The sequence below is a fragment of the Sphingopyxis sp. SCN 67-31 genome (assembly GCF_001725095.1).
This window is the reverse complement of sequence record NZ_MEFH01000055.1, coordinates 82877-107959: the sequence shown is the minus strand read 5'-3', so window position 1 is coordinate 107959 and position 25083 is coordinate 82877. Positions and strand designations below refer to the sequence as shown.

General features: G+C 68.0%; 30 protein-coding genes. 17 read left to right on the top strand and 13 right to left on the bottom strand.

Annotated features, from left to right (window positions below; all coding sequences use genetic code 11):
* Positions 1–100: 100 nt before the first annotated feature.
* Positions 101–1621 (bottom strand): sensor histidine kinase, encoded by a 1521-nt coding sequence (locus ABS88_RS09240; RefSeq protein ID WP_243469478.1) that lies wholly within the window; start codon positions 1619–1621, stop codon positions 101–103.
* A gap of 228 nt (positions 1622–1849) precedes the next feature.
* On the opposite strand from ABS88_RS09240, the gene ABS88_RS09235 reads away from it, so the two are divergent.
* A complete protein-coding gene (locus tag ABS88_RS09235; RefSeq protein WP_067108234.1) occupies positions 1850–2647 on the top strand; it encodes a response regulator in 798 nt (265 codons plus the stop codon).
* A 150-nt stretch (positions 2648–2797) separates the two neighbouring features.
* Here the strand turns inward: ABS88_RS09235 and ABS88_RS09230 are convergent, their stop codons facing one another.
* Positions 2798–3424: a sigma-70 family RNA polymerase sigma factor gene (locus ABS88_RS09230; protein ID WP_067112087.1), complete on the bottom strand. Its 627-nt coding sequence runs from the start codon at positions 3422–3424 to the stop codon at positions 2798–2800.
* A 442-nt stretch (positions 3425–3866) separates the two neighbouring features.
* Between ABS88_RS09230 and ABS88_RS09225 the strand changes: the two genes are divergently transcribed.
* The 4 genes from ABS88_RS09225 to ABS88_RS09210 all read left to right on the top strand — a co-directional run bounded on the left by ABS88_RS09225 (position 3867) and on the right by ABS88_RS09210 (position 6913).
* Positions 3867–4124 carry a NepR family anti-sigma factor gene (locus ABS88_RS09225; RefSeq protein ID WP_067112089.1) on the top strand — a complete coding sequence of 86 codons (258 nt, stop codon included), beginning with the start codon at positions 3867–3869 and terminating at the stop codon, positions 4122–4124.
* Complete coding sequence (locus ABS88_RS09220) at positions 4121–4756, top strand: sigma-70 family RNA polymerase sigma factor (protein WP_067112092.1); 636 nt, start codon at positions 4121–4123, stop codon at positions 4754–4756. Before ABS88_RS09225 ends, ABS88_RS09220 begins: the two co-directional genes overlap by 4 nt.
* Positions 4757–4955: 199 nt before the next feature.
* Positions 4956–6125, top strand: a complete 1170-nt coding sequence (locus ABS88_RS09215; RefSeq protein ID WP_076074194.1) for a PQQ-dependent sugar dehydrogenase — start codon at positions 4956–4958, stop codon at positions 6123–6125.
* Positions 6126–6145: 20 nt separating this feature from the next.
* Positions 6146–6913 (top strand): esterase/lipase family protein, encoded by a 768-nt coding sequence (locus tag ABS88_RS09210; RefSeq protein WP_076074192.1) that lies wholly within the window; start codon positions 6146–6148, stop codon positions 6911–6913.
* Here the strand turns inward: ABS88_RS09210 and ABS88_RS09205 are convergent.
* Entirely contained in the window at positions 6892–7401 is a 510-nt protein-coding gene (locus ABS88_RS09205; protein WP_076074189.1) for a GNAT family N-acetyltransferase, read from the bottom strand. The two genes, ABS88_RS09210 and ABS88_RS09205, sit on opposite strands and share 22 nt — an antisense overlap.
* A 248-nt stretch (positions 7402–7649) precedes the next feature.
* Between ABS88_RS09205 and ABS88_RS09200 the strand changes: the two genes are divergently transcribed.
* Genes ABS88_RS09200 through ABS88_RS09190 form a run of 3 tightly spaced genes read left to right on the top strand, consistent with a single transcriptional unit; the run spans position 7650 to position 8812 of the window.
* Positions 7650–8108: an Rrf2 family transcriptional regulator gene (locus ABS88_RS09200; protein WP_076074187.1), complete on the top strand. Its 459-nt coding sequence runs from the start codon at positions 7650–7652 to the stop codon at positions 8106–8108.
* Positions 8101–8727 (top strand): class I SAM-dependent methyltransferase, encoded by a 627-nt coding sequence (locus ABS88_RS09195; protein WP_286749639.1) that lies wholly within the window; start codon positions 8101–8103, stop codon positions 8725–8727. Before ABS88_RS09200 ends, ABS88_RS09195 begins: the two co-directional genes overlap by 8 nt.
* Positions 8687–8812 carry a hypothetical protein gene (locus ABS88_RS09190; protein ID WP_286749638.1) on the top strand — a complete coding sequence of 42 codons (126 nt, stop codon included), beginning with the start codon at positions 8687–8689 and terminating at the stop codon, positions 8810–8812. Before ABS88_RS09195 ends, ABS88_RS09190 begins: the two co-directional genes overlap by 41 nt.
* Positions 8813–8815: 3 nt before the next feature.
* On the opposite strand, the gene ABS88_RS09185 is transcribed toward ABS88_RS09190, so the two are convergent.
* Positions 8816–9298 (bottom strand): GNAT family N-acetyltransferase, encoded by a 483-nt coding sequence (locus ABS88_RS09185; protein WP_076074181.1) that lies wholly within the window; start codon positions 9296–9298, stop codon positions 8816–8818.
* A 101-nt stretch (positions 9299–9399) separates the two neighbouring features.
* On the opposite strand from ABS88_RS09185, the gene ABS88_RS09180 reads away from it, so the two are divergent.
* Positions 9400–9729 (top strand): DMT family transporter, encoded by a 330-nt coding sequence (locus ABS88_RS09180; RefSeq protein WP_067112112.1) that lies wholly within the window; start codon positions 9400–9402, stop codon positions 9727–9729.
* 10 nt (positions 9730–9739) lie between these two features.
* Here ABS88_RS09180 and ABS88_RS09175 read toward each other — a convergent pair whose 3' ends face one another.
* From ABS88_RS09175 to ABS88_RS09165, 3 genes are all read right to left on the bottom strand, one after another.
* Positions 9740–10252 (bottom strand): GNAT family N-acetyltransferase, encoded by a 513-nt coding sequence (locus ABS88_RS09175; RefSeq protein WP_076074179.1) that lies wholly within the window; start codon positions 10250–10252, stop codon positions 9740–9742.
* The gene (locus tag ABS88_RS09170) at positions 10249–10647 is read right to left on the bottom strand and encodes an acyl-CoA thioesterase (protein ID WP_083675198.1); all 399 of its coding nucleotides are present in this window, start codon (positions 10645–10647) and stop codon (positions 10249–10251) included. The genes ABS88_RS09175 and ABS88_RS09170 overlap by 4 nt, the downstream gene beginning before the upstream one ends.
* A gap of 177 nt (positions 10648–10824) precedes the next feature.
* Entirely contained in the window at positions 10825–12075 is a 1251-nt protein-coding gene (locus tag ABS88_RS09165; RefSeq protein ID WP_104959343.1) for a threonine ammonia-lyase, read from the bottom strand.
* 58 nt (positions 12076–12133) lie between these two features.
* Here ABS88_RS09165 and ABS88_RS09160 point away from each other — a divergent pair, with 58 nt between their 5' ends.
* The 4 genes from ABS88_RS09160 (at position 12134) to ABS88_RS09145 (ending at position 17282) form a co-directional block, all read left to right on the top strand.
* Positions 12134–13012 carry an NAD(P)-dependent oxidoreductase gene (locus ABS88_RS09160; RefSeq protein ID WP_083675005.1) on the top strand — a complete coding sequence of 293 codons (879 nt, stop codon included), beginning with the start codon at positions 12134–12136 and terminating at the stop codon, positions 13010–13012.
* 167 nt (positions 13013–13179) lie between these two features.
* Positions 13180–14811: an amidohydrolase gene (locus tag ABS88_RS09155; RefSeq protein ID WP_286749636.1), complete on the top strand. Its 1632-nt coding sequence runs from the start codon at positions 13180–13182 to the stop codon at positions 14809–14811.
* Positions 14811–16031, top strand: coding sequence for an NAD(P)/FAD-dependent oxidoreductase (locus tag ABS88_RS09150; protein WP_286749634.1), 1221 nt, complete (start codon positions 14811–14813; stop codon positions 16029–16031). Before ABS88_RS09155 ends, ABS88_RS09150 begins: the two co-directional genes overlap by 1 nt.
* Before the next feature lie 102 nt (positions 16032–16133).
* On the top strand, positions 16134–17282 hold the full coding sequence (locus tag ABS88_RS09145; RefSeq protein WP_076074163.1) for an alpha-hydroxy acid oxidase: 1149 nt from the start codon (positions 16134–16136) through the stop codon (positions 17280–17282).
* A gap of 43 nt (positions 17283–17325) precedes the next feature.
* Here the strand turns inward: ABS88_RS09145 and ABS88_RS09140 are convergent, their stop codons facing one another.
* Positions 17326–18054 (bottom strand): TorF family putative porin, encoded by a 729-nt coding sequence (locus tag ABS88_RS09140; RefSeq protein WP_104959341.1) that lies wholly within the window; start codon positions 18052–18054, stop codon positions 17326–17328.
* A 508-nt stretch (positions 18055–18562) separates the two neighbouring features.
* Entirely contained in the window at positions 18563–19330 is a 768-nt protein-coding gene (locus ABS88_RS09135; RefSeq protein ID WP_067109147.1) for a TorF family putative porin, read from the bottom strand.
* Positions 19331–19548: 218 nt separating this feature from the next.
* Here ABS88_RS09135 and ispG point away from each other — a divergent pair, with 218 nt between their 5' ends.
* Genes ispG through ABS88_RS09115 form a run of 4 tightly spaced genes read left to right on the top strand, consistent with a single transcriptional unit; the run spans position 19549 to position 21882 of the window.
* On the top strand, positions 19549–20700 hold the full coding sequence (ispG, locus tag ABS88_RS09130) for a flavodoxin-dependent (E)-4-hydroxy-3-methylbut-2-enyl-diphosphate synthase (protein ID WP_067109151.1): 1152 nt from the start codon (positions 19549–19551) through the stop codon (positions 20698–20700).
* A gap of 55 nt (positions 20701–20755) precedes the next feature.
* Positions 20756–21016 carry an AbrB/MazE/SpoVT family DNA-binding domain-containing protein gene (locus ABS88_RS09125; RefSeq protein ID WP_067109155.1) on the top strand — a complete coding sequence of 87 codons (261 nt, stop codon included), beginning with the start codon at positions 20756–20758 and terminating at the stop codon, positions 21014–21016.
* Positions 21013–21399 (top strand): type II toxin-antitoxin system VapC family toxin, encoded by a 387-nt coding sequence (locus ABS88_RS09120; protein WP_067109159.1) that lies wholly within the window; start codon positions 21013–21015, stop codon positions 21397–21399. The genes ABS88_RS09125 and ABS88_RS09120 overlap by 4 nt, the downstream gene beginning before the upstream one ends.
* Positions 21400–21402: 3 nt before the next feature.
* A complete protein-coding gene (locus ABS88_RS09115) occupies positions 21403–21882 on the top strand; it encodes a GNAT family N-acetyltransferase (protein WP_067109162.1) in 480 nt (159 codons plus the stop codon).
* A 22-nt stretch (positions 21883–21904) separates the two neighbouring features.
* On the opposite strand, the gene ABS88_RS09110 is transcribed toward ABS88_RS09115, so the two are convergent.
* The 4 genes from ABS88_RS09110 to ABS88_RS09095 are packed head-to-tail and all read right to left on the bottom strand — an operon-like array spanning position 21905 to position 25062.
* Positions 21905–22435 (bottom strand): GNAT family N-acetyltransferase, encoded by a 531-nt coding sequence (locus ABS88_RS09110; protein ID WP_067109165.1) that lies wholly within the window; start codon positions 22433–22435, stop codon positions 21905–21907.
* On the bottom strand, positions 22432–23517 hold the full coding sequence (locus ABS88_RS09105) for an alpha/beta fold hydrolase (protein WP_076074158.1): 1086 nt from the start codon (positions 23515–23517) through the stop codon (positions 22432–22434). The genes ABS88_RS09110 and ABS88_RS09105 overlap by 4 nt, the downstream gene beginning before the upstream one ends.
* On the bottom strand, positions 23514–23870 hold the full coding sequence (locus ABS88_RS09100) for a hypothetical protein (RefSeq protein ID WP_076074155.1): 357 nt from the start codon (positions 23868–23870) through the stop codon (positions 23514–23516). Before ABS88_RS09100 ends, ABS88_RS09105 begins: the two co-directional genes overlap by 4 nt.
* A 58-nt stretch (positions 23871–23928) precedes the next feature.
* Complete coding sequence (locus ABS88_RS09095; protein ID WP_324787700.1) at positions 23929–25062, bottom strand: acyltransferase family protein; 1134 nt, start codon at positions 25060–25062, stop codon at positions 23929–23931.
* Positions 25063–25083: the final 21 nt, after the last annotated feature.

Below are 25083 nucleotides of genomic sequence, written 5' to 3'. Positions count from 1 at the left end.
GACCGCGGACCCTGAAACAAGTTCAGGGTGACAAAACATAGAGAGCAAACGCGTTACTTCCATTCCGGACGGGGAAAGTCGGTAATTCAGCCGACGATTTCTATGCCTCGCGCCACCGCGCCGGCAGCGTGATCTCGCATATCAGGCCGCCGGGTTCCCAGCGACGCTCGATCGTGCCGCCCAGATTGTTGCGCACGCTGCGTTCCATAAGCAGCGTGCCGAAGCTCGTCCGTTCGGGCGGGGCGACGGCGCCCACGCCGCCCGATTCGGTCCAGGTCAGGCGCAGCAGGCGCGGGTCGGCGTCCTCGTCGTCCTGCGTCCATTCGATATCGACGCGGCCCTTTTCGGCCGACAGCGCGCCGTGTTTTGCGGCGTTCGTCGCCAGTTCGTTGAACAGCAGCGCCATCGCCACCAGCGCATTTTCGGGGAGAAGCAGATCGGGTCCGGACCAGCGGATGCGCGGAAAGGATGCCTCCACCTCGCGCAGCAGCGCATGCATCGACCCGGTCATGAAATTGGCGCCCAGCAGCACGTTCTGCGCCCGGTTGAGCGCGTCGAGCCGGCTGCTGATCCGGTCGACATAATCGTCGACGTCGCGCGCCGACTGGCGCGTCAGCGAGATGATCGCCCCGACCGTCGCGAACAGGTTCCGCATCCGGTGATGAAGCTCGCGCATCAGCAGGTTGGCGTTTTCCTGCCGGCTTTTCTGTTCGGTGATGTCGACGCTGATCCCGGTCAGCATCGCATCGTCCGCCCGCACGTCCCAGTCGCCGCGCGCCGCGATCCAGCGCACCCCGCGCTCGGGATGGCAGATACGATATTCGGTCGCATAGGGATCGCCGGTGTCGATCGATTCGTCGAGAACGCGGCGCGCCGCCGCGCGGTCGTCGGGATGGACCCGGGCGAAGAATCCCTCGCCGGTCGACAGCGCGGTCTGGAAATCGGCCCCCCACAGCTCGGCGGTCGCGCCGCGCCAGCGCAGCTGGTCGGTGCGCGCATCGAGCTGCCAGGTGGCAATGCACGAGAAATCGAGCGCGCGTTCGAGCATGCGGCGCGCCGCGTCGCGCTCGGCGGCGGTGCGGCGCAGTTCGGCCTCGGCCATGATGATCGCCGCGAAATCGCGCAGCCGGCCGAGCAAACGCGCGTCGAGCGCAGGACGCGACTTGCGATCGACGATGCAAAGCGTACCAAGCGCGACGCCGTTATGGGCCAGCAACGGCACACCGGCATAGAAGCGGATGCCGGGCTCGCCGGTGACGAGCGGATCGTCGCGGAAGCGCGGGTCGAGCGCCGCGTCGGGAACAATCAGCGCCTGCTGGTCGGCGACGACATGACGGCAGAAGCCGATGTCGCTCGGGATTTCGGCGAGGTCGAGCCCGTGCGCCGACTTGAACCATTGCCGGCGGTCGTCGAGCAGCGCGACCAGCGCGATCGGCGCGTCGAACAGGTCGGCGACCAGCTTCGTCACCCGGTCGAAAGCGGGGTCGGGGCCGCTATCGAGAATGTGATATTCGCGCAATGTATCGAGCCGGCGACGTTCGTCGCGCACTGCCTCGCTGTCCCCACCGTCGGCCAATGCCTGTCCCTTGCTGCGATCCGGCGTGTCCGCGCCGTTTGTCACCCCGGGCCGCTTTGCCATGAATCCGGTTCCCAAATCAAAGCCTGGGGGTCCGAAATCGCAAAAAGGTCGCAAATTCACCCGCTTGCGCCGAACCCATGTCGCGTCCCGGCTATGTCTACGCATCGCGACGCGACAAGTTGCAGCGCGGCGCCATGCTTTTTTGCGCGCGAAAAGCGGAACCTGCGCGGGCGAGCCGCGTATGACTCGCTCAAAGAGGGAGCTTCCAACATGCCATTGGGCGAAGAAATCCGTGGGCACCTGCCCTTCCTGCGCCGCTATGCGCGCGCGCTCACCGGCAGCCAGTCGCATGGCGACCATTTCGTCCATACCTTGCTGGAAGTCATCGTCGCCGCGCCCGACGAAATCCGGTCGGGCCAGGGCATCCGCATCGACCTCTATCGCTGCTTCCACCGCATCTGGGAAAGCGCCTTCATCGAGGATGGCGAGGTCGACGGCGACGCCGCGGAGGACCCGCTCGTTCGCGCCGCCAATCGCCGCCTCGCGCGCATCACGCCGCTGGGGCGCCAGATTCTGCTGCTGACGGCGCTCGAGGGATTTTCGGTCGAAGAGGCGGCGATCGTCACCGGCACCGACGTCGCGACGGTCGAAAGCCTGCTCGACGAAGCGGTCGCCGACCTCGACCGCGAATCGCGCACCTCGGTCCTGATCATCGAGGACGAACCGCTGATCGCGATGGAGCTGGAGCAGATCGTCCGCGACCTCGGCCATCGGGTCGCCGGGATCGCGACGACCCACGACGACGCCGTCGCGGCGTTCGAGCGCAGCGAGGCGGGGCTGGTGCTTGCCGACATCCAGCTTGCCGACGGGTCCTCGGGGATCGATGCGGTGCAGGACATATTGGCGATCGCGCCGGTTCCGGCGATTTTCATCACCGCCTTTCCCGAACGGCTGCTCACCGGCAACCGCATCGAACCGACCTTCCTGATCTCCAAGCCCTTCCGCGAGAATACGGTGCGCGCCGCGATCAGCCAGAGCCTGCTCTTCACGCCGCAACTCGCGGCCTAGGGCGGATCGACATTCAGCTCTGGCGGCCTGCAAATGGCGGCTTTTCGCGCTTCCGGTGCTCACGTGCCATCAGCACGCTGCGCTCCGGGTCGCGAAAAACCACCATTTTCGCCTCGCCATCTTCTGAATGTCGATCCGCCCTAGGAGGGTTCAGCCCCCGGCGGGTCCGTTCGCGGTCAGATCGTCGACCGTGCCCATGATGGCGGCGAAGGCCTCGCTCGCCGGCAGTTCGTCGGTACTGCGCAGCGGCATCTGCCCGCTGTCGAGAATCGCGTGCAGCGCGGCGCGCGCGCGCGACACGCGGCTCTTCATCGTGCCCACCGCCACGCCGCAGATTTCGGCGCCCTCGTCATAGGACAGTCCCCCCGCGCCGATCAGCACCAGCGCCTCGCGCTGATCGACCGGCAGCAGCATCAGCGCGCGCTGCACGTCGGCCAGGTGCAGGCTGTCGTCCTGATCGTCGGGCGCGACCAGCATCCGCTCGGCCGCAAGCTCGTCATAGTCGGCGGTGAATTTCCGGCGCCGCATCTGCGACAGGAAGCAATTGCGCAGGATGACGAAGGCCCAGCTCTTCATGCTCGACGGGCCCGGGACATATTGCGCGCGCGCCTTCCACGCCTTCAGCATCGTTTCCTGCACCAGGTCGTCGGCGAGGTCGGCGTTGCCGCACAGGCTGCGGCCGAAGGCGCGCAGATGCGGCAGCAGCGCCGCCAGCTCGCGCTTGAAACTGGCGTCGTCGAGCGGACCGGTAGCGGCGATGTCGGAGGTGCGGCTCATGGTCGGCGCCGATCGGGACGCAAGAACCGCGCGGAAGAAAAATCATGCATTCCGTCGTTACTTAGCGGGTGGCGACGCCGATGCAAAGCCTATCGCGCCGGTGGCAAATACCTAGGGTCAGGGCCCCTTAATGGCGCGTTCGAGGTTTGAAGCGATTTTGCTCAGGGCGAGGAGGCAAGGCGCAATCGCGAAGCGACGCCGAAATGGCTTCGATCTCGGGCCCGCGCGGCCTTGCGGGTAGCGATGCTACCCGCTGCACCCGCCCAAGCCCGAGATCTTCGCCATTTCGACGCCTCGAACGTGCCATTAAGGGGCCCTGACCCTAAGGTCGGGGCCGCGCCCACGCGGGCCCGTGCCCGCTCACTGTGGTTTTAGGGCAACGCATCTCGTCGCAAAAAATCGGACGCGGGGAACCTGCGGCCCCCTCTGTCGTTGCTTCGGAATGGCAACGCACGGAGAAAACAGGATCAACGGCGCACATGCGCCCGGCCGCGCGGTCGACGCGCCGCGCCGGATGCACGGTGGCTTTCCGGGCACGGGAAGCGACCAGTGGCACCGGACGCTGACGGGCCGCCAGTCGCCCGAGCCAGTCAGCGCCAGGCTGCGCATGATCTATGGCAACATCGTCGCGGAAAGACTGCCCGACGGGATGCTCGATCTCTTGTCCCAGCTCGATCAGAAAAGCCCGACCAAGGAATGACCCGAACCCAAGCTGCGGCGCCATCGCAGGACGACAAGCGTTTGACCGATGGCGAATTCAAGACGCTGCTCGCCGGCGTCATTCCGCACCTGCGCGCCTATGGCCGCAGCCTGTCGGGCAATCCCGACCTCGCCGACGACCTGACGCAGGACACGATGGTCAAGGCCTGGGCCTCGCGCGACCGGTTCGAGCGCGGCACCTCGATCAAGGCGTGGACCTTCGTCATCCTGCGCAACACCTTTCTGTCGCAGATGCGCCGCAACAAGTTTCGCGGCGATTACGACGAACTGGCGGTCGAGCGCACATTGTCCACCCCCGCCTCGCAGGAAGAGGCGAGCGAGATGGCCGATCTGCAGCGCGCGCTGATGGAATTGCCGCAGGACCAGCGCGAGGCGCTGATCCTCGTCGGCGCGGGCGGCCTGTCCTATGAGGAAGCGGCGAGCATCTGCGACTGCGCGCTCGGCACGATGAAGAGCCGGGTTTCGCGGGCGCGCGGCGCGCTCGAGGAGATCATGACGCGCGGCCAGTTCTCGCAGAAGCGCGCCGACGCGCCCCCGGCGAGCGAGGCGATGGATGCGATCATGGACAGCGTCGAAATCATCGCCGCGCGCCGCGAGGAATCGCGGCGCTGACGGACGCCGGGTCCCCGCGAAGACGGGGACCCGGAGCCATGCGAGGACACTCTGGCCTCCGCCTTCCGGAAGCGCGGCTTTTCGACGACTTCGGCGCCAGAGAGCCAGGCCACGGAGCCCCCTCCACTCTCTCCCGCTCGACATTCGGCCGATCGCGCGCCAGACTGCATCCGTCTCCCCAGCCAAGCGAGTATTTGCGATGATGAAGCTTCCAGCCCTCGCCCTTTCCGCCGCGATGATCGTCGCGGCCTGTTCGACCGGCCCGGCGAGCAACGCCGCCGACAATGCGCGGCTCGACGCCTCGGGCGAGCAGCCCGCGGCGCCGCTTGCCGACGCGCCCTTCACCGTCGAGACGGCGGCGGCCTTCGACGAGCCCTGGGCGATGACCTTCTTTCCCGGCGGACGGCAGGCGCTCGTCACCGAACGCGCGGGCAAGCTGAAGCTGTGGCAGGAGGATGGGCCGGTGCTGGACGTCGCGGGCGTTCCGCCGGTCGCCTACGGCGGGCAGGGCGGATTCGGCGACGTGATCCTCGCGCCCGATTTCGCGACCACCGGCATCATCTATCTGAGCTGGGTCGAGGCGGGCGACGGCGACAATTTCGGCGCGGTCGTCGGCACGGCGAAGCTGGTTCAGGGCGACGCACCGCGGCTCGACGGTCTCCGCATCATCTGGAGACAGGACCCCAAGGTGCCGGGCCGCGGCCATTTCTCGCACCGCCTCGCCTTTTCGCCCGACGGCAAGCATCTCTTCATCACCTCCGGCGAGCGGCAGAAGTTCGACCCGGCGCAGGACATGAAGGCCAATCTCGGCAAGGTCGTCCGGCTGAACCCCGACGGCAGCATTCCCGCCGACAATCCCTTTGCCGCGCAGGGCGGCGTCACCGCGCAGATCTGGTCGCTCGGCCACCGCAACCTGCTGGGGCTGACCTTCGACGGCGCCGGGCGGCTGTGGAATCAGGAAATGGGGCCGAAGGGCGGCGACGAGGTCAATCTGGTCGAACGCGGCGCCAACTACGGTTATCCGATCGTGTCGAACGGCGACCATTATGACGGCAAGCCGATCCCCGACCATCCGACCCGCCCCGAATTCGCCGCGCCGAAGCTGTGGTGGAATCCGTCGGTTTCGCCGGGCGGGCTCGCCTGGTACGGCGGCGACCTCTATCCCGGCTGGCAGAACAGCCTGCTGATGGGCGCACTGTCGGGGCAGGGCCTGATCCGCATGCGCGTCGACGGCGACCGGCTGCACAAGGCCGACCGCTGGGATTTCGGCACCCGCATCCGCGAGGTCGAGGTGCGCGAGGACGGCAGCGTCTGGCTGCTCAGCGACGGCAAGGACGGCAAACTGCTGAAGCTGGTCCCGAAGGGCTGATCCCCGCGCGGGCGCATGCCATGATCCGCACCCTGCTCTCGCGCCGCGCCGAATGGCCGGCCCGCGTTCCCGATCCCGACGCGCCGCCGCCGCTCGGCCTGTTGTGGCGCGAGGTCGCGGCGCTGCTGCGCGCGCTGGGCGGGCGCGTCCGCCCGATGCCGCCGGAACCCAACCCCGACAGCCCGTGGCCGCCGGTGATGATCCTTCCCGGCTTCCTCTCCGGCGACTGGTCGACCAAGGGGCTGCGCGCCGACCTGCGCCGCGCGGGTTTTCGCTGCTATGCCTGGGGCCTCGGTTTCAATCGCGGCGCCACCGCCGACATCATCGAGCGGATCGACACGCGCGTCCAGTGGATCATCGACCGCACCGGCCGCGCGCCCGCGCTCGTCGGCTGGAGCCTCGGCGGCATCTATGCCCGCGAATATGCGAAGCATCACCCCGGCCGGGTGGCGCGCGTCGTCACGCTGGGATCGCCCTTTTCGGGCAGCCGCCGCGCCAATCGCGCGTGGCGGCTCTATCACCTGATCGCGCGCCACCCGGTCGACAATCCGCCGATCGACTTCCACCCCGCCCCACGCCCGGCGATGCCGACCTTCGCCCTGTGGTCGGCGCACGACGGGGTGGTCGCGGCGGCGAGCGCGCGCGGCCTGCCGCACGAAAGCGACCGGCAGGTCGAGGTCGATTGCGGCCATATGGGCTTTGCCTATGCCGCCACTTCGGTCGCCGCGATCGCCGCAGCGCTGACCGAAGAGGTCGCGGCGCGCGATCAGCAGACGTCGATCCGGTAGTCGGCGCCCGCGCGCCACGCGAACAGCATACGCCCCGGCCGCCGGCCCGCCTGCCCCGTCGGCACGAAGCCGATCCGGCGCAGCAGCGCTTCGGAGCGCGCATTGCCCGGACGGCATTCGGCGACGATCGTGCCGCCGGGCCACGCCGCCGCCAGATCGCGCACCACCGCCGCGACCGCCTCGCGCGCCAGGCCCCGGCCGCGCGCCGCGGCGGCGAACCAGTATCCGACCTCGTGATCGCGGCCGCGGCGATGCACCCCGATCACGCCGATCAGCGCCGCGCCTTCGCGCACGGCGTGAAAGACGTCATCGCCGCCCGAACGCGCGATCAGCGCGTGGGCATCGGTCTCGGTGAACGGGGTCGAGAGGAAATGCACCTGCTCGGTCACCGACGCATCGGTGATCGCGGCGAGCGCGGGCGCGTCGGCGGCGTCGAGCCGGTCGATGCGGCAGCGCGCGGTGGTCAGGCGGATCAATGTCTCTGTCATCTTGCGGCTTTCCGAAAAGGCGCGCCGTGGCAGAGAGGGTGTGGTTTCGGGATGATGACCAGGCGCCTTCCGACACGGCGGCGATGGTCATGATAGGTGATGCCATGCCGCTCCTTAGGTAAAGGAGCGCCAATAGGCCTTGAAACGTGGAGATCGGTCGCTGGTCATCACGGCGGCGCGTCTACCACCGCCGCGCGCGCCGATCAAGTCGGCTTGACTCGTGTCAATCACGCACTAATTGAAGTTACATGAAACGCGACAGCCGTCTTTCGGGCGTTCTCCACATCTTGCTCCACATGGCGGACGCAGGGGAACCGCGAACGTCCGACCAGCTGGCAAAGGCGATGCGGACCAACCCCGTCGTCGTTCGCCGCCTGCTGGGCGGGCTGCGCGACGCGGGGCTGGTGCATTCGGAGAAAGGGCATGGCGGGGGATGGACGGTCGCGCGAAACCTGGCTGCGATCAGCCTGGCCGACATCTATCGTGCGATCGGCCGTCCGGCGCTGATCGCAATGGGGAATCGCGACGATGCGCCCGACTGCCTCGTCGAACAGGCCGTGAACGCAGCCCTCGAGGCAGGCTTTCGCGAGGCAGAGGCGTTGCTGCTCGCACGGTTCGAACGGGTGACGCTGGCCGCGCTCGCCGACGAATTCCACGCGCGCCTCGCCGCGCTCCCCACTGCCTGCAAGGACCCTGTTCATGGCTGAAGCCATCCAGTATTTCCTCGACCATTTCAAAGACCCCGAAACGGTCGCGCACTATGCCGACGGCCCGCGCCGCTTCGTGCCCGGTATGGACGGCCTCCATCGCATGACCGGGCTGCTGCTGGCCGAGCATGTTCCCGAGCGCGGGCATGTGCTGGCGCTGGGAGCGGGCGGCGGACTGGAGCTCAAGGCGATGGCGGAGGCTCACCCCGGCTGGCGCTTCACCGGCGTCGATCCGGCCGGGCCGATGCTGGCGATGGCCGCGCAGATGCTCGGGCCGAACGCGGCGCGTGCGAATCTGGTCGAGGGTGTCATCGACGATGCCCCCGCCGGTCCCTTCGACGGCGCCACCTGCCTCCTCACCCTGCATTTCCTCGACCGCGACGAACGGATACGCACGGCGGCGGCGGTCCGCGAACGCCTGCGCCCCGGGGCGCCCTTCGTCGTCGCGCACGGCAGCTTCCCCCAGGAACCCGGAGAGCGCGACCGCTGGCTCGACCGCTATGCCGCCTATGCCGTATGCCGCCTATGCCGTCGCTTCGGGTGCCGACCCCGATGCGACGGCGAAAGGACGCGATGCGGTGGCCCGCCACGTCGCCATGCTGTCGCCCGAAGAGGATGAGGCGGTCCTGCGCGCCGCAGGCTTTTCCGGCGTCGCGCTGTTCTATGCCGCCTTCACCTGGCGCGGCTGGGTCGCTTATGCCTGACGGTCAGAGCGTCCGATACAGGACCAGCGCGTCGACGAACCCGTGCGCCGGGTGGTCGAACGCGCCCGGCAGGCGTCCCACCACCTCGAACCCCAGCCTTTGCCAGAGCCGGACCGCGCGGTCGTTGGAGGAGACGACGAAATTGAACTGCATCGCGCGAAAGCCGCGCGCCCTGGCGCGCTCGACCGAATGATCGCACATCGCCCGCGCGATGCCGCGCCCCGTGGCGGCGGCGGCGGTCATATAGCCGCAATTGCACACATGGGCGCCGCCGCCGGCCTGGTTGGCGCGCAGATAATAGGTGCCGAGCACCGCCCCTTCGACCTCGGCGACGAACACTTCCTTGTCGGCCCCGAACCAATAGGCGAGGGCCTGTTCCTCCCCCATGTCGCGATCGAGCGCATAGGTATCGCCGGCCCGGATCGTCGGCCCGATGATCGCCCAGATGGCGGCCGCGTCGGCCGGGGTGGCGGATCGTATCTGCATGGCCGCCGTGCCTATCGCGCCGCCGCCGCGCCAGCAAGCGCCGCGACGGCTGGACGCGCCCAGCCGGGCGGCATATCCCCGTGGGGCGAGGAGCGCCTGCCATGAGCTATGTCTATCTTTTCATCGCGATCGTGTCGGAGGTCGTCGCAACCTCCTTTCTGAAGGAATCGCACGGCTTCACCCGGCTCGGCCCGTCGCTCGTCACGATCGTCGGCTATGCCGTCGCCTTCTATTGCCTGTCGCTGACGCTGCGCGCGATGCCCACCGGCGTCGCCTATGCGATCTGGTCGGGGGTCGGCATCGTGCTGATCGCGACCGTCGCCTGGCTGTTCCAGGGGCAGAAGCTCGACACGCCCGCGATCGTCGGCATGGCGCTGATCATCGCCGGGGTGATCGTGATGAACGTCTTTTCGGAAAGCCTCGCCCAATAGCGCTGGGACGCTACGCGTCCACCGGCCGCCGCATGACGAAGGTGCCGGGACCGTAAGGACCGTCGGCGCCCGGCGCGGCATAGGCGAAACCCAGGCGCTGCCAATAGGCGTCGGCACCGCCCACCGCGACCAGTTCGATCACCGGCAGACCCGCCGCCCGCGCGAGGTTCAGGACCAGCGCGACCGCCGCCTCCCCTGCCCGCTGGCCGCGCGCCGCGGGCAGAAGCGCGATGTCGTGGAGATAATAGCTGTCGGGGTCCGCCGGGAGAGCACCGAGCGCGGCCCCGAGCTTCGGCGGCGCTCCGAGCCGCCACGGATGGGTGACGAGATAGCCGATCGCCGTCCCTTCGCCCTCGAACCCCCTGCTTTCGAGGATATGGCACCCCTGCGGATAGAGGGCGAGCCGCTCGGCATAGGTCGCCAGCGGTTCGGTGAAGGCGCCGTGCACGGCATCGGACATCGCGGCGACCGCAGGCAGGTCGTCGGCACGCATCGGGCGCCACGTCGCCGTGCCGCCGCTCATGGCGCGTCCAGAAAGGGCGCGACGACAGCGGCCGTCACCCGCAGCGGCCGCCCGCTCGCCTTGTCGAGCAGCGCCCACACCGTCCGCGCGCGAACATGGACCCGCCCATCCGCGCCGGTGAATTCCATGAAACGATCGAACTTCGCGCCCTGCGGCGCATCGGCGACCCACGTCCGCGCGGTGACGCTCTCGCCCGGCCCCAGCGCGCGCAGATAGTCGATCTCGTGCCGCACCACGACCCAGACATAGGCATCCTTGTGGCTCTGCGGCGCCGCGGCATCCCAATGCGCGGTCGCGACCTGCTGAATCCACTGGACCCAGACCGCATTGTTGACATGGCCGAGTTCGTCGATCGTGTCGGGCGTGGCAGTGAGGGAGAGGGTGAAGTCTTTCATCTCGATCCTCGCATGAAAGGGCATCCCCCAATCGTCATGCTGAACTTGTTTCAGCATCCATGGCCTGCGCTTTCGACAAACGCGGCGTTTCGTTCAAAGTCAGGGCCATGGACCCTGAAACAAGTTCAGGGTGACGAGGCGGGAAAGGCCTCCTTCCACAGGCAGAAGGGGGGCGATTTACGCCAGCTCGACCGTCGTCACCATATAGCCCGCGTCGCGCAGCGCCCGGACCAGCTTGTCGAGATGTTCGCGGTCGCGCGCCTCGCACTCGATGTCGGTGATCAAGCCCTTGGCGGGCAGCGTCGTGAAGATGCGCTGGTGATAGATTTCGATGATGTTCACCTGCTCGGCGTTGAACACCTCCATCACCTTGAACAGCGCCCCCGGGCGGTCCTGCAACCGGATGCGCAGCCGCGCGATGCGGCCCGACCGCGCAAGGTCGCGCAGCAGCACGTTGGCGAGCAGCCGCGTGTCGATATTGCCGCCGGTCAGGACGAGTCCGACCTTGCGCCCGGTGAACTCCTCCGGATGCGCAAGCATCGCCGCGAGGCCCGCCGCGCCCGCGCCCTCGACCACCGTCTTCTCGATCTGGAGCAGCAGGCTGACCGCACGCTCCAGATGCCGTTCGGCGACGAGCACGATATCGTCGTTGAGCTCGGCGACGAGGCGACGGGTATAGGTCCCCGGCTCCTTGACCGCGATCCCTTCGGCCAGCGTGTCGCCCTCGCACGCCATGTCGACGCCGTTGAGTTCGGCGTACATCGAGGGATAAAGCTCGGCCTGCACCCCGACGAGGCGGATGTCGTTCTTGATCCCGCGCGCCGCGGTTCCCATGCCGCTGAGCAGTCCGCCGCCGCCGATCGGCACGATCAGCGTATCGAGCTCGGGCACGTCCTCGAGCATTTCGAGCGCCACCGTCCCCTGCCCCGCCGCGGTGTGCGGATGGTCGAACGGGTGGACGAAGGTCAGCCCGCGTTCCTTTTCCAGCTCGCGCGCATGGGCATAGGCGTCGTCGAACTTCTCGCCGAACAGCACGATCTGCGCGCCGTGGCTCGCGGTCTGCGACACCTTCACCTGCGGCGTCGTCTTCGGCATGACGATGGTCACGGGGACACCCAGCCGCTTGCCATGATAGGCCAGACCTTGCGCATGATTGCCCGCCGACGCCGCGATCACCCCGCGCGCCTTCGCCTCTTCGCTGAGCAGCAGCAGCGCGTTCAGCGCGCCGCGTTCCTTGTAGGCGGCGGTGAATTGCAGATTCTCGAACTTCAGCCACACATCGGCGCCGACCAGTTCCGACAGCGTCTGCGACTTCAGCGTCGGCGTGCGAACGACCGCCCCCATAATTCGCCCCGCCGCCGCGCGCACGTCGTCGAGCGTGATCGCCGAGAAATCGGCTGCGGAGGTCAGGGTGAGTTGATCGGTCATAGCGCTGCGCCCTAACCCCATCTGGCGCGCCACGCAAACCATGGTTATGGACCGGTGCATGAGCGAACGGACATTGCGCGTCACATTCATCGGCACCGGCGTCATGGGCGGACCGATGGCGGGGCATCTCGTCAGGGCGGGGCACAGCGTCACCGTCTACAACCGGACAAGGGCCAAGGCCGATGCATGGGCGGCGCATTACGGCGGCACCGCGGCGGCGACTCCCGCCGAGGCGGCGCGCGATGCCGACGTCGTCCTGTCCTGCGTCGGCAACGACGACGACCTCGCGCAGGTGACGCTCGGCAGCGACGGCGCCTTCGCGGCGATGCGCCGGGGCGCACTGTTCGTCGACCACACCACCGTTTCGGCACGCATTGCCCGCCGGCTTGCCGCGGAGGCCGAGGGACTCGGGTTGATGAGCCTTGACGCCCCGGTGTCGGGCGGCGAGTCGGGCGCGCAGGCGGGAACGCTGTCGATCATGTGCGGCGGATCGCCCGAGGCCTTTGCCGCCGCCGAGCCGGTGATGCGCGCCTATGCCGGGCGCATCGTCCACATCGGCGGTCCCGGCGCGGGGCAGACGACGAAAATGGTCAACCAGATCGCGATCGCCGGCGCCATCCAGGGCGTGTCGGAGGCGCTGCGCTTCGCGCAGGCGTCACAGCTCGACACCGACAAGGTGTTCGAGGCGGTATCGGGCGGCGCGGCGGCAAGCTGGCAGATGCTCAATCGCTGGGGCACGATGGCGAAGGACGAATTCGATTTCGGCTTCGCGGTCGACTGGATGCGCAAGGACCTCGGCCTCGCGCTGGAAGAGGCGCGCGCCAATGGCGCGACCCTGCCGGTCGCCAGCCTGGTCGATCAATTCTATGCCGATGTGCAAAAGGCCGGTGGCGGGCGAAAGGACACCAGTTCGCTGGTGACGCGGTTGCCGAAGTGAGAGGTCAAGGGAAACATCCTCTCCCGCAAGCGGAAGGGGCGGCCAAACTCGGTCCGGCGAAGCCGGGTCCGGTTGCCGGCCGGCTGCGCCGCCTGCCCACCCCGCTGCGACTAGCGAGCAAGCTCGCAAGTCTCGCTGCCCCTCCCGCTTGCGGGAGGGGGTTACTGATGCTCGCCGCTTCGACTCTCGCCGCCCCGGCCCACGCCGACACGCTGGTCGACAATGTCAACGGCATCACACTCGACCAGCAGGGCAAGGTCGTGCACTTCACCGGGCTCGTCATCGACAATGACGGCAAGGTGAAGCAGTTGCTCGACCGCAAGGACAAGCGGCCCGAGCGACCCGATTTCAAGGAGGACGGCAAGGGCCGCACGCTGATTCCCGGGCTGATCGACGCGCACGGCCATGTCATGGGGCTCGGCCTTTCGCTGATGACGCTCGACCTGTCGGAAACGCGCTCGCTCGACGAAGCGCTTGCCGCGATCCGCAAATATGCCGCCGCCAATCCCGACATGCCGTGGATCATCGGGCGCGGGTGGAATCAGGAGAAATGGGGTCTCGGCCGCTTTCCGACCGCCGCCGACATCGACGCGGTGGAAGCTGCCCGCCCGGTCTGGCTCGAACGCGTCGACGGCCATGCCGGCTGGGCGAACAGCGCCGCGATGGCGGCGGCGAAGATCACCGCCGCCACGAAAGCGCCCGAGGGCGGGCGCATCGAGATGGCGGGCGGCAAGCCGAGCGGCGTGTTCGTCGACGCGGCGGCGGCGCTGATCGACGCCGCGCGGCCGAAGCCGCTGGCGCGCGACCTCGACCGCGCCTTCCTGCTCGCGCAGGCGAAGCTGATCGAACAGGGGATCACCGCGATCGCCGACATGGGCACGACGATCGAGGACTGGCAGGCCTATCGCCGCGCCGGCGACCGCAGACAGCTGACGGTTCGCATCCTCTCCTATGGCCATGATGTCGGCGACATGGCGCTGATCGCGGGGCCCGAACCGACGCCGTGGCTCTATGACGACCGGCTGCGCATGGTCGGGGTGAAGCTGTATCTCGACGGCGCGCTCGGCTCGCGCGGGGCGTGGCTCAAGGCGCCCTATGTCGACGCGCCGGGGCAGAAGGGGCTGCCGCTGCTCACCCCCGCGCAGCTCCGCAACAAGATGGTGCGCGCCTCGATGGACCGGTTCCAGGTCGCGATCCACGCGATCGGCGACGCCGCCAATGCCGAGGCGCTCGACGCGATCGCCGACCTCAACGCCGACCTGCCCGGCGAGCGCCGCTGGCGCATCGAGCATGCGCAGATCGTCGATCCCGCCGATATCCCGCGCTTCAAGCAGCTCGGCGTCATCGCCTCGATGCAGCCGATCCACCAGCCGTCGGACCGGCTGATGGCCGAGGCGCGGCTGGGGCCCGAACGGCTGAAGGGCGCCTATGCCTGGCGCAGCCTGGAGAATGCCGGGGTCCGCCTCGCCTTCGGGTCCGACGTGCCGGTCGAAAGCGCGAACCCCTTCCCCGGCATCGCCGCCGCCATCTCGCGCACCGATGTCGCGGGCCAGCCCTTCGGCGGCTGGCACCCCGAGGAAGCGGTGAGCCGCGAGAGCGCGCTCGACGGCTTCACCCGTACCGCCGCCTATGCCGCCTTCGCCGAGGACCGGCTGGGGACGTTGATGCCCGGAATGCGCGCCGATTTCCTGATCGTCGACAGCGATCCGCTGCTCGCCAGTCCCGACGAGATCCGCCGCATGACCCCGCTCGAAACCTGGATCGGCGGGTCGCGCTATTACCGGAAGAAGGGCGGCTGATGGATCGCCGCCGCCTGCTCGGCGCGCTCGCCGCGGTTCCGACGGCGCTCGCGCTCGGCGCGGCGGCGAAGAAGGAGCCGCGCGCGTCGCGCCGGCGCAAGGGTGCGAAGGCGCCCGAAAAGCATGTCGATGTCGCGGTCGTCGGCGCCGGCGCGATCGGCGCCTGGACCGCGTGGCACCTCGTGCGGCAGGGACGCAGCGTCCGCCTGTTCGACGCCTATGGCGCGGGCAACGGCCGGGCCGCGTCGAACCTGCCGACGATGCTGCTCGACCCGGTGCAGAACGGCGACGCGCTCTATGCCGGGCTGGTCGAGGACAGCATCGAGGCGTGGCAGCGCCTGTCCGACAGCGCCAGCCTGCCGATCGTGACGCGATGCGAAACCGTGACGACGCAGGCCGCCGCGGCCGAGGCGGCCGGCGAACCGCGCGGGGCCGACCGGCTCGCCGGCGACCGGCTGCGCCACCGCTTCACCCAGATCGCGTGGCGCGCGGACGAAAGCGCGCTGCTCGCCGAAAAGGCGGCGATGATCGCCGGGCGGCGCGGGGTGTTCGAAACCATCCTCGACGCGCAGGTCGAGCCCGAGACCGTCGTCATGCCCGCGCCGCTGCGCGACAAACGGCGCGACCTCTATGTGCTGCCCGACGGCGGCACCGCCGAAAGCATCGTCTATGCGAGCGGCGCCTGGCTGACCGAGCTGTTCCCCCAGATCCTGACCCCGCAGCGGCTGTCGGCAGTCCGGCATCAGCTTTTCCATTTCGGCGCCGGCCAGGGCGACACGCAGTTCCGTCCGCCCGCGATGCCCGCGCTGGTCGACCGCGCCTATGGCTTCACCCTGCTCCCCGACGTCGAGGGGGTGGGGCTGCGCTGCTGGAAGGGGATGCCCGACGCCACCGTCGACCCCGACAGCTTCGACCGCCGCGCCGATGAACGCGCGCTGGCGGAGGTCCGGCAATGGCTGACCGGCCGCCTGCCGCGGCTGGCCGACGCGCCGGTCGTCGCGAGCGCGGCGGCGCACGATTGCCGCACCCTGACCGGCGACCTGCTGCTCGACCGGCTGCCGGACCAGCCGCGCGCGTGGCTGGTCGGCGGCGGCGCCGGCCGCGCTTTCGCGCTCGCCCCGGCGATCGGCGCGCGCGTCGCCGCGCATGTCGGGGATGCCGCGCGCCCTATCGAACCACGCTGGGCGCTGACGCGGCTGACGGGTGGGCTCACAGGATAGGTCTTTTCCGTTTGTCCTGAGCTTGTCGAAGGGCCGTATTTTCCTTCATAGGTTGCAAGGAAGGACTGTCCTTCGACAGGCTCAGGACGAACGGGGGATAGGGTGCGCCTCACCGACTGCCACAATATCGACGATTTCCGCGCGCTGGCGAAGCGGCGCCTGCCGTGGCCGGTGTTCGATTACATCGACGGCGCCGCCGACGACGAGGTGACGCGCCGCCGCAACCGCGATGCCTTCGATCGCTGCGACCTGATCCCCCGCGTGCTGACCGGCGTGGAGACCGTCGACATGCGCACGACATTGTTCGGGCGCGAGGTCGCGATGCCGCTGTTCCTGTCGCCGACCGCGCTCCAGCGGCTGTTCCACTGGCAGGGCGAGCGCGCGGTGCTGCGCGCTGCCGCCGACGCGGGCACCGTCGCGGGCATCTCCAGCCTCGCGACGATCGGCCTCGCGGAGGCGGGCGCGCTGACCGGCGGCCCCAAGCTGTTCCAGCTTTATGTCCATCATGATGAGGGGCTGAACCGCGCGATGCTCGACGCGGCGCGCGCGGCGCGCTTCGACGCGGTCGCGCTGACGGTCGACACGATCGTCGGCGGCAATCGCGAGCGCTGCCTGCGCTCGGGCTTCACCTCTCCCCCGCGCTTCACCGCGCGCAACATGCTCAGCTATGCGATCAAGCCGGGCTGGGGCCTCAACTATGTCTGCCGCGAGAAGTTCAGCCTGCCCAACCTCGCCACGCACGTCTCCGAAGGGTCGAGCGTTCCCCGGTCGGTCGCCGAATATTTCACCACGATGCTCGACCAGAGCCTCGACTGGCGGCGCGCCGAGGCGATCCGCAAGCAATGGGACGGTCCCTTCTGCCTGAAGGGCATCGTCGCGGTCGAGGATGCCCGGCGCGCGGTCGACATCGGCGCCACCGCGATCATGGTGTCGAACCATGGCGGGCGCCAGCTCGACGGCAGCATTGCGCCCTTCGACGCGCTCGCCGACATCGTCGACGCGGTCGGCGACAAGGTCGAGGTGATCTGCGACGGCGGCATTACCCGCGGCACCCACGTGCTGAAGGCGCTATCGGTCGGGGCGAAAGCCTGTTCGGGCGGCCGCCTCTATCTCTATGCGCTCGCCGCCGCGGGCGAGACCGGGGTGACGCGCGCGGTCGCGCTGCTCCGCGCCGAGATCGAGCGCGGGATGAAGCTGATGGGCGCGAAAAGCCTCGCCGACCTGTCGCGCGGCAACCTGCGCTGGCGCTGAATCCAGCGAACGGGGCGGCCGCCGGAAGCCGCCCCGCCGCATCTCAGAACGACACGCCGAGCGTGAAGATCACCGCGCCGTCGGCGCCCACCGCCTCCTTGAACCCCAGCGCCTTGGGCGCGTCGGTGTTGACATAGGCGATGCTGCCCGTCAGCGCCTTCCAGCTCGCTTCGATGCCGACCGAATAATCGACGACATCGCCGTCGGCGCCGCCCAGGAAGCTGTCGCTCTTCGCGTAACCGACATGGCCTTTCAACGTGAAGGGCGTGTTCGGGATGGCGAGCCCGGCGTCGGTGTAGAGATAGACGCCGCTGGCATCGCCCAGCGAGTCCTGGCCGCCCGGCGCCCACGCGATTCCGGTCTTGATCGATGCGTGGCCAAGGTCGCCCGACACCGCGAAATAGGGCTCGATCACCGACGTGTTCGAGGTGCCGGGATACAGATAGAGCGTCGCGCCGATATCGGCGGTCAGCCCCGGCGCCACCTCCTTCGCATAGCCGGCGAAGACGTCGATCTCGGTCCCGTTCGCGAAGCCGATGCTCGACCCCCAGGTGCCGACATAGAGGCCGCTGTCGTGGCCGATGCTGAAACCGCCCTGGATCGCCGCCTCTTCGTTCGACTGGCTGAAGCCGCGGAAGCGATAGTCGCTGACGACGGTGGCATTGCCCGAAATGGTGATGCCGTCGTCCGAAGCCTCCTGCGCGAAAGCGGTGGCCGGCACGGCGGACAGGACAAGGAGCATGCAGGCGCATGCGCGAGAGAGATTTGTCATGGGTTGATCCTCGAAAGTTGAATGGATCGTCCCTGCCTGCTGCGCGGCGGCCGGCCTCTGTCAGGGCCGGTCCTTCCGCACAGGCTTTGTGTCGGTCAAAATGCTGCGGCGCACAAACAAAAAATGCATCGGCGCGCGCTTGGCTTTGCCATGCGACAAATCGGCAACAGTTGCCGACACCGGAGTTGCGAGAGAGGCCCCGAAGAGAAGAGTCGGAGCGGAGGCCGTGCGCCCTCCGCAAAAAGGCTTTCCTATTGTATCGCCGCGCGCCAGCCTCTCCCCATATCCTTCGCTGAACAAATCTGCCCCCTCCCGCTTGCGGGAGGAGCAGCGAGGTCATTGCGAGCGGAGCGAAGCAATCCAGAGCGGTTTATGCCTGCTCTGGATTGCCGCGCGGCTTCGCCGCTCGCAATGACGATTCCATTCGATGTCATCACGGTCTAGCCGCAACAGGCGGGCAGATGCGACGCCGCCAGCCCATGAGCGGCGGTTCCGCATCATGCCATCGCTAAAAGGATACCCCCAGCGACAGCACCACGCCCGCGTCATAATATTTGTCGATCGCCTTCACCCCGGTCTTGGGAATGTCGGTATCGACATATTTGATCCCCGCGGTGATCGGGCCGAAGCTCGCCGATGCACCGATCGACCAGTCCCAATAATGCCCCCCCGGCGCGAATGCCCCGAGCGCGCCGTCGGTATAGCCGACCGATCCCGACAGCGTGACCGGCGTCGTCGGGATGCCCGCCGCGAGGTCGAACCGCAGATAGAGATTGTCGTCGTTGCCGAGCGCGGCCTGGCTCCACGCATAGCCGAGCGTGCCCGTCGCCTCGACCGGCCCCAGCGTGTGCGACAACCGGCCGATCGCCTCCACATAGTCCGACGGCCCCGCCGCCTTGCGTCCGTCGGGATACCAGTAATAGGTCAGCCCGACGTCGACTTCGGTCCCCGACGCGATCTCGGTCGCATAGCCGCCGTAGATATTGGCCTCGATCTCGCCATAGGTCGGCGTGTCCTCGATATTCGATCCCCAGGCGCCGATATAGAGGCCGCTGTCGTGGCTGATCGTGACGCTCGGCTGGATCGCGACGTCGCCGCCCGATTCCGACAGGCCGCGAAACCGATAATCGGAGACGAGATCGACGCTGCCCGAAACGGCGATCGGGCCGACACCGATACCGCGGTCCTGCGCGAGAGCCGGCGTCGCGAAGGCGGCCAGAGCGATGAACGCAGTAGCGCCGAACGCGGCCAGGCCTGCTGTGCGGTGTCGTGTCATGGATGTCCCTTTTTTTCGATTATCGCCTGTTCCGTCCCTTCGGCGGCGCCGAAAGAGCCGCTTTTCCGGCGCGGCACAAGGTGCAACCGGCCGCGCCGGTCGCGGATCGCGCCCGGCTGTGTCTTTCGCGTCACAGCGCCGTCCTCTTCCACGAGCCTTTGCCAAGCGGGCGCCGGAGGGCTAAGGAGCGGCAGCCCCTCCACTATCGAGCAACAGCCATGAGCGATCATAATCCCGGCCTGCGTCCCTGGCGCGACATCGCGCGGCGCGCGTGTCGGCAGATCATGGTCGGCACCGTCCCCGTCGGGGGCGACGCGCCGATCACCGTGCAGACGATGACCAACACGCTGACCAGCGACGCGGTGGCGACGATCGACCAGATCCGCCGCTGCGAAGAGGCGGGCGCCGACCTGATCCGCGTGTCCTGCCCCGACACCGACTCGACCGCGGCGCTGGGCCAGATCGTCCGCGCCTCGCGCATCCCGATCGTCGCCGACATCCATTTCCACTACAAGCGCGCGCTCGAGGCCGCCGACGCGGGCGCGGCGTGTCTGCGCATCAACCCCGGCAACATCGGATCGTCGGAACGCGTCGGCGAGGTCGTGCGCGCCGCCAAGGCGAACGGCTGCGCGATCCGCATCGGCGTCAACGCCGGCAGCCTGGAAAAGGACCTGCTCGAAAAATATGGCGAGCCCTGCCCCGAGGCGCTCGTCGAAAGCGCGCTCGACCATATCAAGCTGCTCCAGGACCATGATTTCCACGAATATAAGGTCGCGGTGAAGGCAAGCGACGTCTTCCTTGCCGTCGCATCCTATATGCAGCTTGCCGAAGCGGTCGACTGTCCGCTGCACCTCGGCATCACCGAGGCGGGCGGGCTGATCGGTGGCACGGTGAAAAGCGCGCTCGGGATCGGCAACCTGCTGTGGGCGGGCATCGGCGACACGATCCGCGTCAGCCTGTCGGCCGAACCCGAGGAAGAGGTGCGCGTCGGCTATGAAATCCTGAAATCGCTGGGCCTGCGCACCCGCGGCGTGCGCGTCGTGTCCTGTCCCAGCTGCGCGCGGCAGGGCTTCGACGTCATCCGCACCGTGCAGAAGCTCGAAGAGGCGCTCCAGCACATCAAGACCCCGATGTCGCTGTCGGTCCTCGGCTGCGTCGTCAACGGGCCGGGAGAGGCGCGCGAGACCGACATCGGCATCACCGGCGGCGGCCACGGCAAACATATGGTCTACCTGTCGGGCGTCACCGACCACCATGTCGAAGACGCCGACATGATCGCGCACATCGTCCAGCTCGTCGAAGCGAAGGCGGCGGAGATCGAGGCGGGCAGCTCGGTGAGCATGGACAAGCTGCACGGCAAGGCGGCGTAGGTCTCTTGTTGCTATTTGGGTCCCGTGATACCTTGATATACCCAAGGAGCACATCATGTCCTATCATGCCAAGCTGATCAAGGGCGGCAAGATCGTCATTCCCGCGGAACTGCGCCGCGAACTGGGATTGAAGGACGGCGATCAACTGGTCATCGAGCGGATGGGCGGCAGCCTGACGATCAAGACCTATGCACAGATGGTGCGCGAGGTGCAGGCGGAGATCAAGCGGCTGGTCGGCCCCTATGAGGGATCGCTGGTCGACGAATTGATCGCCGATCGGCGAGCGGAGGCGGCGGCCGAAGATCGCCGGCCATGACCACCGTCCTCGATGCATCGGCCATCCTCGCGCTTCTTCTGGACGAGACGGGCAGCAATATCGTGCTGGATCAACTCGCCGATGCCCACCTGTCGACCGTCAACATGAGCGAAGCGATCGCCAAACTGGCCGAACGCGGAATCGGGACCGGGCAAGTGCGCCGGCAAATCGAACGGCTGGAGCTTCATATCCATGATTTCGACGCCGATCAGGCCGAACGTGCAGCCGCACTGCGGCCGCTCACGAAGCCGTTCGGCCTGTCGCTCGGCGACCGCGCCTGCCTTGCATTGGCTCAGCGCCTCGGGGTTCCGGTTCTGACCTCGGACCGCCGCATGGCAGACGCGGCCCCGGCCGCCGATCTTCAAATCGACACGATCCGGTAACCTATGACCCTTTCGATCCGTCCCGCAAAACCCGCGGACCTGCCGCTGATCGCCGCGCTCATCCGCGCGCTCGCCGATTATGAAAAGCTCGCCGACGAAGTGCGCTTCGACGAGGCGACGCTCGGCGAGCATCTCTTCGGCCCGCATCCGCATGCCGAGGTGGTGATCGGCGAAGTCGACGGACAGCCGCAGGGTTTTGCGCTTTTCTTCCACAATTTCTCGACTTTCGAAGGAAAGCCCGGCCTTTATCTCGAAGACCTGTTCGTCCGCCCGGAGGCGCGCGGAGCGGGGCTCGGCAAGGCGCTGCTCGCGCATCTGGCAAAGCTTTGCGTCGCGCGCGGCTGCGCACGGCTCGAATGGTCGGTGCTCGACTGGAACGCACCGGCCATCGGCTTTTACGAAAGCCTCGGCGCGCGGATGATGGACGAATGGACGGTGATGCGCGTCGACGGCGCCGCGCTCCCGGCACTCGCGGCGGCGTGAGGCCGGAGTCGGCGCGGGCGCCCTACCGATAGGCCTCGGCCATCCGCTCGGCGCGGCCGCGGTCGAGCGACAGCAGCACCAGGTCGTGCAGCGCGCCGTCGGCGTCGCGGACATGATCGCGCAGCAACGCCTCGGCGCGAAAGCCCGCTTCCTCGAACAGGGTGATCGCACCGCGCTGATCGGGGGTCATGTAGGCGACCAGCTTGGCCGCGCCGCGCTCGCCGGCCAGCACGATGCAGCGGTCGAGAAGCTGCCGCCCCAACCCGCGTCCGCGCCATTCGGGCGCGACGAGCAGCCGCACCTCGGCGACGTGCGGCGACCAGCCGAGCGGATCGGCGAGCAGCGCCGCCGTCGCGACCACCTGTTCCCCGTCGGTCGCGACGAGGCTTGGCATCGTGTCGCCCGCCGCCGCCGCCAGCCACGCCGACACGACCCGCTCGTTGCGGATGTCGCGTGCCAGGAACAGCAGGTCGTGCGCGGGCACCGCCGCGGCGAAGCGCAGGATGGCCGGGCCGTCGCCGGGCTCCAGTTCGCGGATCGTCGCTTCGCTCATACGCTTTTCTCGCCCAGCCATTCGTCGACCATCGGCCACATGCGGCGCACCGCATTGGCGCCGGCGATCAGGCTGACATGCCCGCCCTTCAATTCCACCTGGTTCTTCTCCTGCGAACCTACCATCTCGATCAGCGGCGCCGATGCCGGCGGCGGCACGATATGATCGTGCTGCGCGGTGATGTGCAGATAGGGCGCGGCGATCGCGCCGAGGTCGACCGGCCGCCCCGCGACCGTCATCGTCCCCGCCATCAGCGCATTGTCCCACATCAGCTTCTTGGTCATGTCGCGGAAATATTCGCCGGGAAGCGGCAGCGCATCCATGCCCCAGCGGTCGAACATCCGGTGCGCCTTGACGAATTCATCGTCCCACAGATTGTCGTAGAGCCGGATATTGCCCGCGACCCGCTGCGCCGGGCGCAGCATCTCGAAACTGGTCATGATCAGGTCGCTCGGCACGTTGCCGACCGTATCGACCAGCCGGTCGACGTCGAAGAAGCTCTTGTCGGACCACGCCTGGAACTGCGGCATATGGCGAAAGTCGACCGGCGTCGTGAAGGTGACGAGGTTCGCCGGACCCGCCGCCCCGGCGGTTGCCGCCCACAGCAGCGACAACAGCCCGCCGGCGCAATAGCCGACGACGCTGACGTCCGATTCGCCCGTCACCGCGCGGACGCGCTGCACCGCACTCGGCAGGAAATCGAGCACATAGTCGGCGATCCCGACCGTTTTCTCCTCGGGACGCGGGGCGTCCCAGTCGACCATGAAGACGTCGTAACCCGCCTTCAGCAGGAACTCGACGAAGCTCTGCCCCGGCGCCATGTCGAAGATATAGCCGCGGTTGGTCGGCGCCATCACCAGCATCAGCGGCATGCGGTAGATCTCGTCGACCAATGGGCGGTAGTGATAGAGGCGAAAGGTGCCACGCGAAATCAGCACGTCCTTGCCGCTGCTCCCCACGACCGGCGCGGGGGAGCCAAGATATTCGACTCCCTTGATATTGCGCAGCATCGCGCGCTCGAACTCGCGCCGCGCGGCGGCAAAGGGGTCCGCGTCGGCCTGCGCCGCGGCCCCGCCGGTCATTTCGTCTTACCGGGCTTGCGCGTCCGGGCGGGCTTCAGCGTCCCGTCGGCAGGCTGGCCGCCGCTTGCGAGCAGCGTCTCGATGCGCGCCACCGCCGCCTCGATCGCGCCGATCCGCGCGCCCAGATCCTCGATATCGGCCTTGCTCGGCATCTGGATCGCGTCGAGCGCCTTCAGCATGCCGTCCTTCATCTGCGCCTGCATCGCGACCTTGGCGTTGTTCAGGCCGTTCATCGCCTGCGCCGCCTCTTTCTGCTGGAGGAACTTGGCGCCGAACTCGTTCGCCATCTTTTCCCAATTGCCCAGCATGTCGCGATAGGCATCCATGAAGTCCTGCGGTCCCTTGGTCGCCATGCTTCACCTTCTTCCCGTCATGTTTCGGAGAAGAAGGTTGCACAAGATCGCGCCGCTGTCACGCGCCGCGCTGCAGTCCGATCAGCGGCCGCAGCCAGCCGACGCGCCGCCCGCCGAGATAGAAGGCCCAGCAGCCGGCGACGGTCGCCGCGACCAGCAGCATGAAGAGCGGGAGCGCCGCGACACCGGCCCGGATCAGATACCAGCCCGCGACGACGATGATCGTCTGATGGATGATGTAGAAGGGAAAGACCGCCTCGGCGAGCGGCGCGCGCCAGCGATGGTCGCGGTTCCACCAGCGGTCCGCGATGCCGACCAGCGCGACGATCGCGGCCCAACCCTGCGCCTGCCGCGCGCCATGGAACGCCATGTCCGCCCATGCGGGCCCGCCCTCCGGCCACGCGCATGCGATCCAGACGATCGGTACGAAGGCGAAGACGGCCAGTATCGCCGCTCCGGTCCGACAACAGGCGATCGCGTCGAACAGGACCGGACGCGCGCGAAGCAGCCACCCGACCGCGAACGCGATCAGGTAATGGAGATGCACCGGCCCGTCATCGACGAGCGCGTGGGTTTCGCGATGGTCCGGAAAGGCGGCGTAGACAAGGAGCCAGCCGGCCATCGGCAGCAGCAGGATATTCCAGCCGCCGAGCCGCCTCGCCGCGCCATCGGCGACCAGCACCCATAGCCAGGACGGCACGATGGCAAACAACAGGTCGGCGAGCATCGTATAGACCCACAGATAGACGACGAACCACAGATGCTGCCACGTCGGCAGGACGATGCCGTCCAGCGTTCCGAAGCGAAAATAATCGTGCAGCCAGAAATGGAGCAGGCCGTGCGCATAGCCATGCTGCCCGATCAGTTCGATCCACGGCTGCGGCGGTATGACGACGAGGATGCCGAACGCGAGCGGGATCAACAGGCGCGCGCTTCGTGCCCGTGCAAAGTCCCCCGCCCCGCCAAGCTTCACCAGCAGCGCCGCGCTGGCATATCCCGAAACGAGGAACAGCAGCGGCAGCCGCCAGCCGTTGGTGGCAAGCATGGGAATCGCAACCCAATCGATCGTCGGCTCGCTCTTGACGTGCCAACCCCATGGCACGAAGACCATGCCGATATGATAGAGGATCAGCAGCGCGAACGCCCCGATCCGCAGCCAGTCCATGCCAAGATGCCGTATCGCTCCGGCCACGCCGAATCTCCTTTGCCCGGT

What these genes read in the sequence shown, in the direction of transcription:
- ABS88_RS09235 (WP_067108234.1), top strand. Translation starts at nt 1,850, where the DNA reads ATGCCATTGGGCGAAGAAATCCGTGGGCACCTGCCCTTCCTGCGCCGC.
- ABS88_RS09230 (WP_067112087.1), bottom strand. Translation starts at nt 3,424, where the DNA reads ATGAGCCGCACCTCCGACATCGCCGCTACCGGTCCGCTCGACGACGCC.
- ABS88_RS09225 (WP_067112089.1), top strand. Translation starts at nt 3,867, where the DNA reads ATGGCAACGCACGGAGAAAACAGGATCAACGGCGCACATGCGCCCGGC.
- ABS88_RS09220 (WP_067112092.1), top strand. Translation starts at nt 4,121, where the DNA reads ATGACCCGAACCCAAGCTGCGGCGCCATCGCAGGACGACAAGCGTTTG.
- ABS88_RS09215 (WP_076074194.1), top strand. Translation starts at nt 4,956, where the DNA reads ATGATGAAGCTTCCAGCCCTCGCCCTTTCCGCCGCGATGATCGTCGCG.
- ABS88_RS09210 (WP_076074192.1), top strand. Translation starts at nt 6,146, where the DNA reads ATGATCCGCACCCTGCTCTCGCGCCGCGCCGAATGGCCGGCCCGCGTT.
- ABS88_RS09205 (WP_076074189.1), bottom strand. Translation starts at nt 7,401, where the DNA reads ATGACAGAGACATTGATCCGCCTGACCACCGCGCGCTGCCGCATCGAC.
- ABS88_RS09200 (WP_076074187.1), top strand. Translation starts at nt 7,650, where the DNA reads ATGAAACGCGACAGCCGTCTTTCGGGCGTTCTCCACATCTTGCTCCAC.
- ABS88_RS09195 (WP_286749639.1), top strand. Translation starts at nt 8,101, where the DNA reads ATGGCTGAAGCCATCCAGTATTTCCTCGACCATTTCAAAGACCCCGAA.
- ABS88_RS09185 (WP_076074181.1), bottom strand. Translation starts at nt 9,298, where the DNA reads ATGCAGATACGATCCGCCACCCCGGCCGACGCGGCCGCCATCTGGGCG.
- ABS88_RS09180 (WP_067112112.1), top strand. Translation starts at nt 9,400, where the DNA reads ATGAGCTATGTCTATCTTTTCATCGCGATCGTGTCGGAGGTCGTCGCA.
- ABS88_RS09175 (WP_076074179.1), bottom strand. Translation starts at nt 10,252, where the DNA reads ATGAGCGGCGGCACGGCGACGTGGCGCCCGATGCGTGCCGACGACCTG.
- ABS88_RS09170 (WP_083675198.1), bottom strand. Translation starts at nt 10,647, where the DNA reads ATGAAAGACTTCACCCTCTCCCTCACTGCCACGCCCGACACGATCGAC.
- ABS88_RS09165 (WP_104959343.1), bottom strand. Translation starts at nt 12,075, where the DNA reads ATGACCGATCAACTCACCCTGACCTCCGCAGCCGATTTCTCGGCGATC.
- ABS88_RS09160 (WP_083675005.1), top strand. Translation starts at nt 12,134, where the DNA reads ATGAGCGAACGGACATTGCGCGTCACATTCATCGGCACCGGCGTCATG.
- ABS88_RS09155 (WP_286749636.1), top strand. Translation starts at nt 13,180, where the DNA reads ATGCTCGCCGCTTCGACTCTCGCCGCCCCGGCCCACGCCGACACGCTG.
- ABS88_RS09150 (WP_286749634.1), top strand. Translation starts at nt 14,811, where the DNA reads ATGGATCGCCGCCGCCTGCTCGGCGCGCTCGCCGCGGTTCCGACGGCG.
- ABS88_RS09140 (WP_104959341.1), bottom strand. Translation starts at nt 18,054, where the DNA reads ATGACAAATCTCTCTCGCGCATGCGCCTGCATGCTCCTTGTCCTGTCC.
- ABS88_RS09135 (WP_067109147.1), bottom strand. Translation starts at nt 19,330, where the DNA reads ATGACACGACACCGCACAGCAGGCCTGGCCGCGTTCGGCGCTACTGCG.
- ispG (WP_067109151.1), top strand. Translation starts at nt 19,549, where the DNA reads ATGAGCGATCATAATCCCGGCCTGCGTCCCTGGCGCGACATCGCGCGG.
- ABS88_RS09125 (WP_067109155.1), top strand. Translation starts at nt 20,756, where the DNA reads ATGTCCTATCATGCCAAGCTGATCAAGGGCGGCAAGATCGTCATTCCC.
- ABS88_RS09120 (WP_067109159.1), top strand. Translation starts at nt 21,013, where the DNA reads ATGACCACCGTCCTCGATGCATCGGCCATCCTCGCGCTTCTTCTGGAC.
- ABS88_RS09115 (WP_067109162.1), top strand. Translation starts at nt 21,403, where the DNA reads ATGACCCTTTCGATCCGTCCCGCAAAACCCGCGGACCTGCCGCTGATC.
- ABS88_RS09110 (WP_067109165.1), bottom strand. Translation starts at nt 22,435, where the DNA reads ATGAGCGAAGCGACGATCCGCGAACTGGAGCCCGGCGACGGCCCGGCC.
- ABS88_RS09105 (WP_076074158.1), bottom strand. Translation starts at nt 23,517, where the DNA reads ATGACCGGCGGGGCCGCGGCGCAGGCCGACGCGGACCCCTTTGCCGCC.
- ABS88_RS09100 (WP_076074155.1), bottom strand. Translation starts at nt 23,870, where the DNA reads ATGGCGACCAAGGGACCGCAGGACTTCATGGATGCCTATCGCGACATG.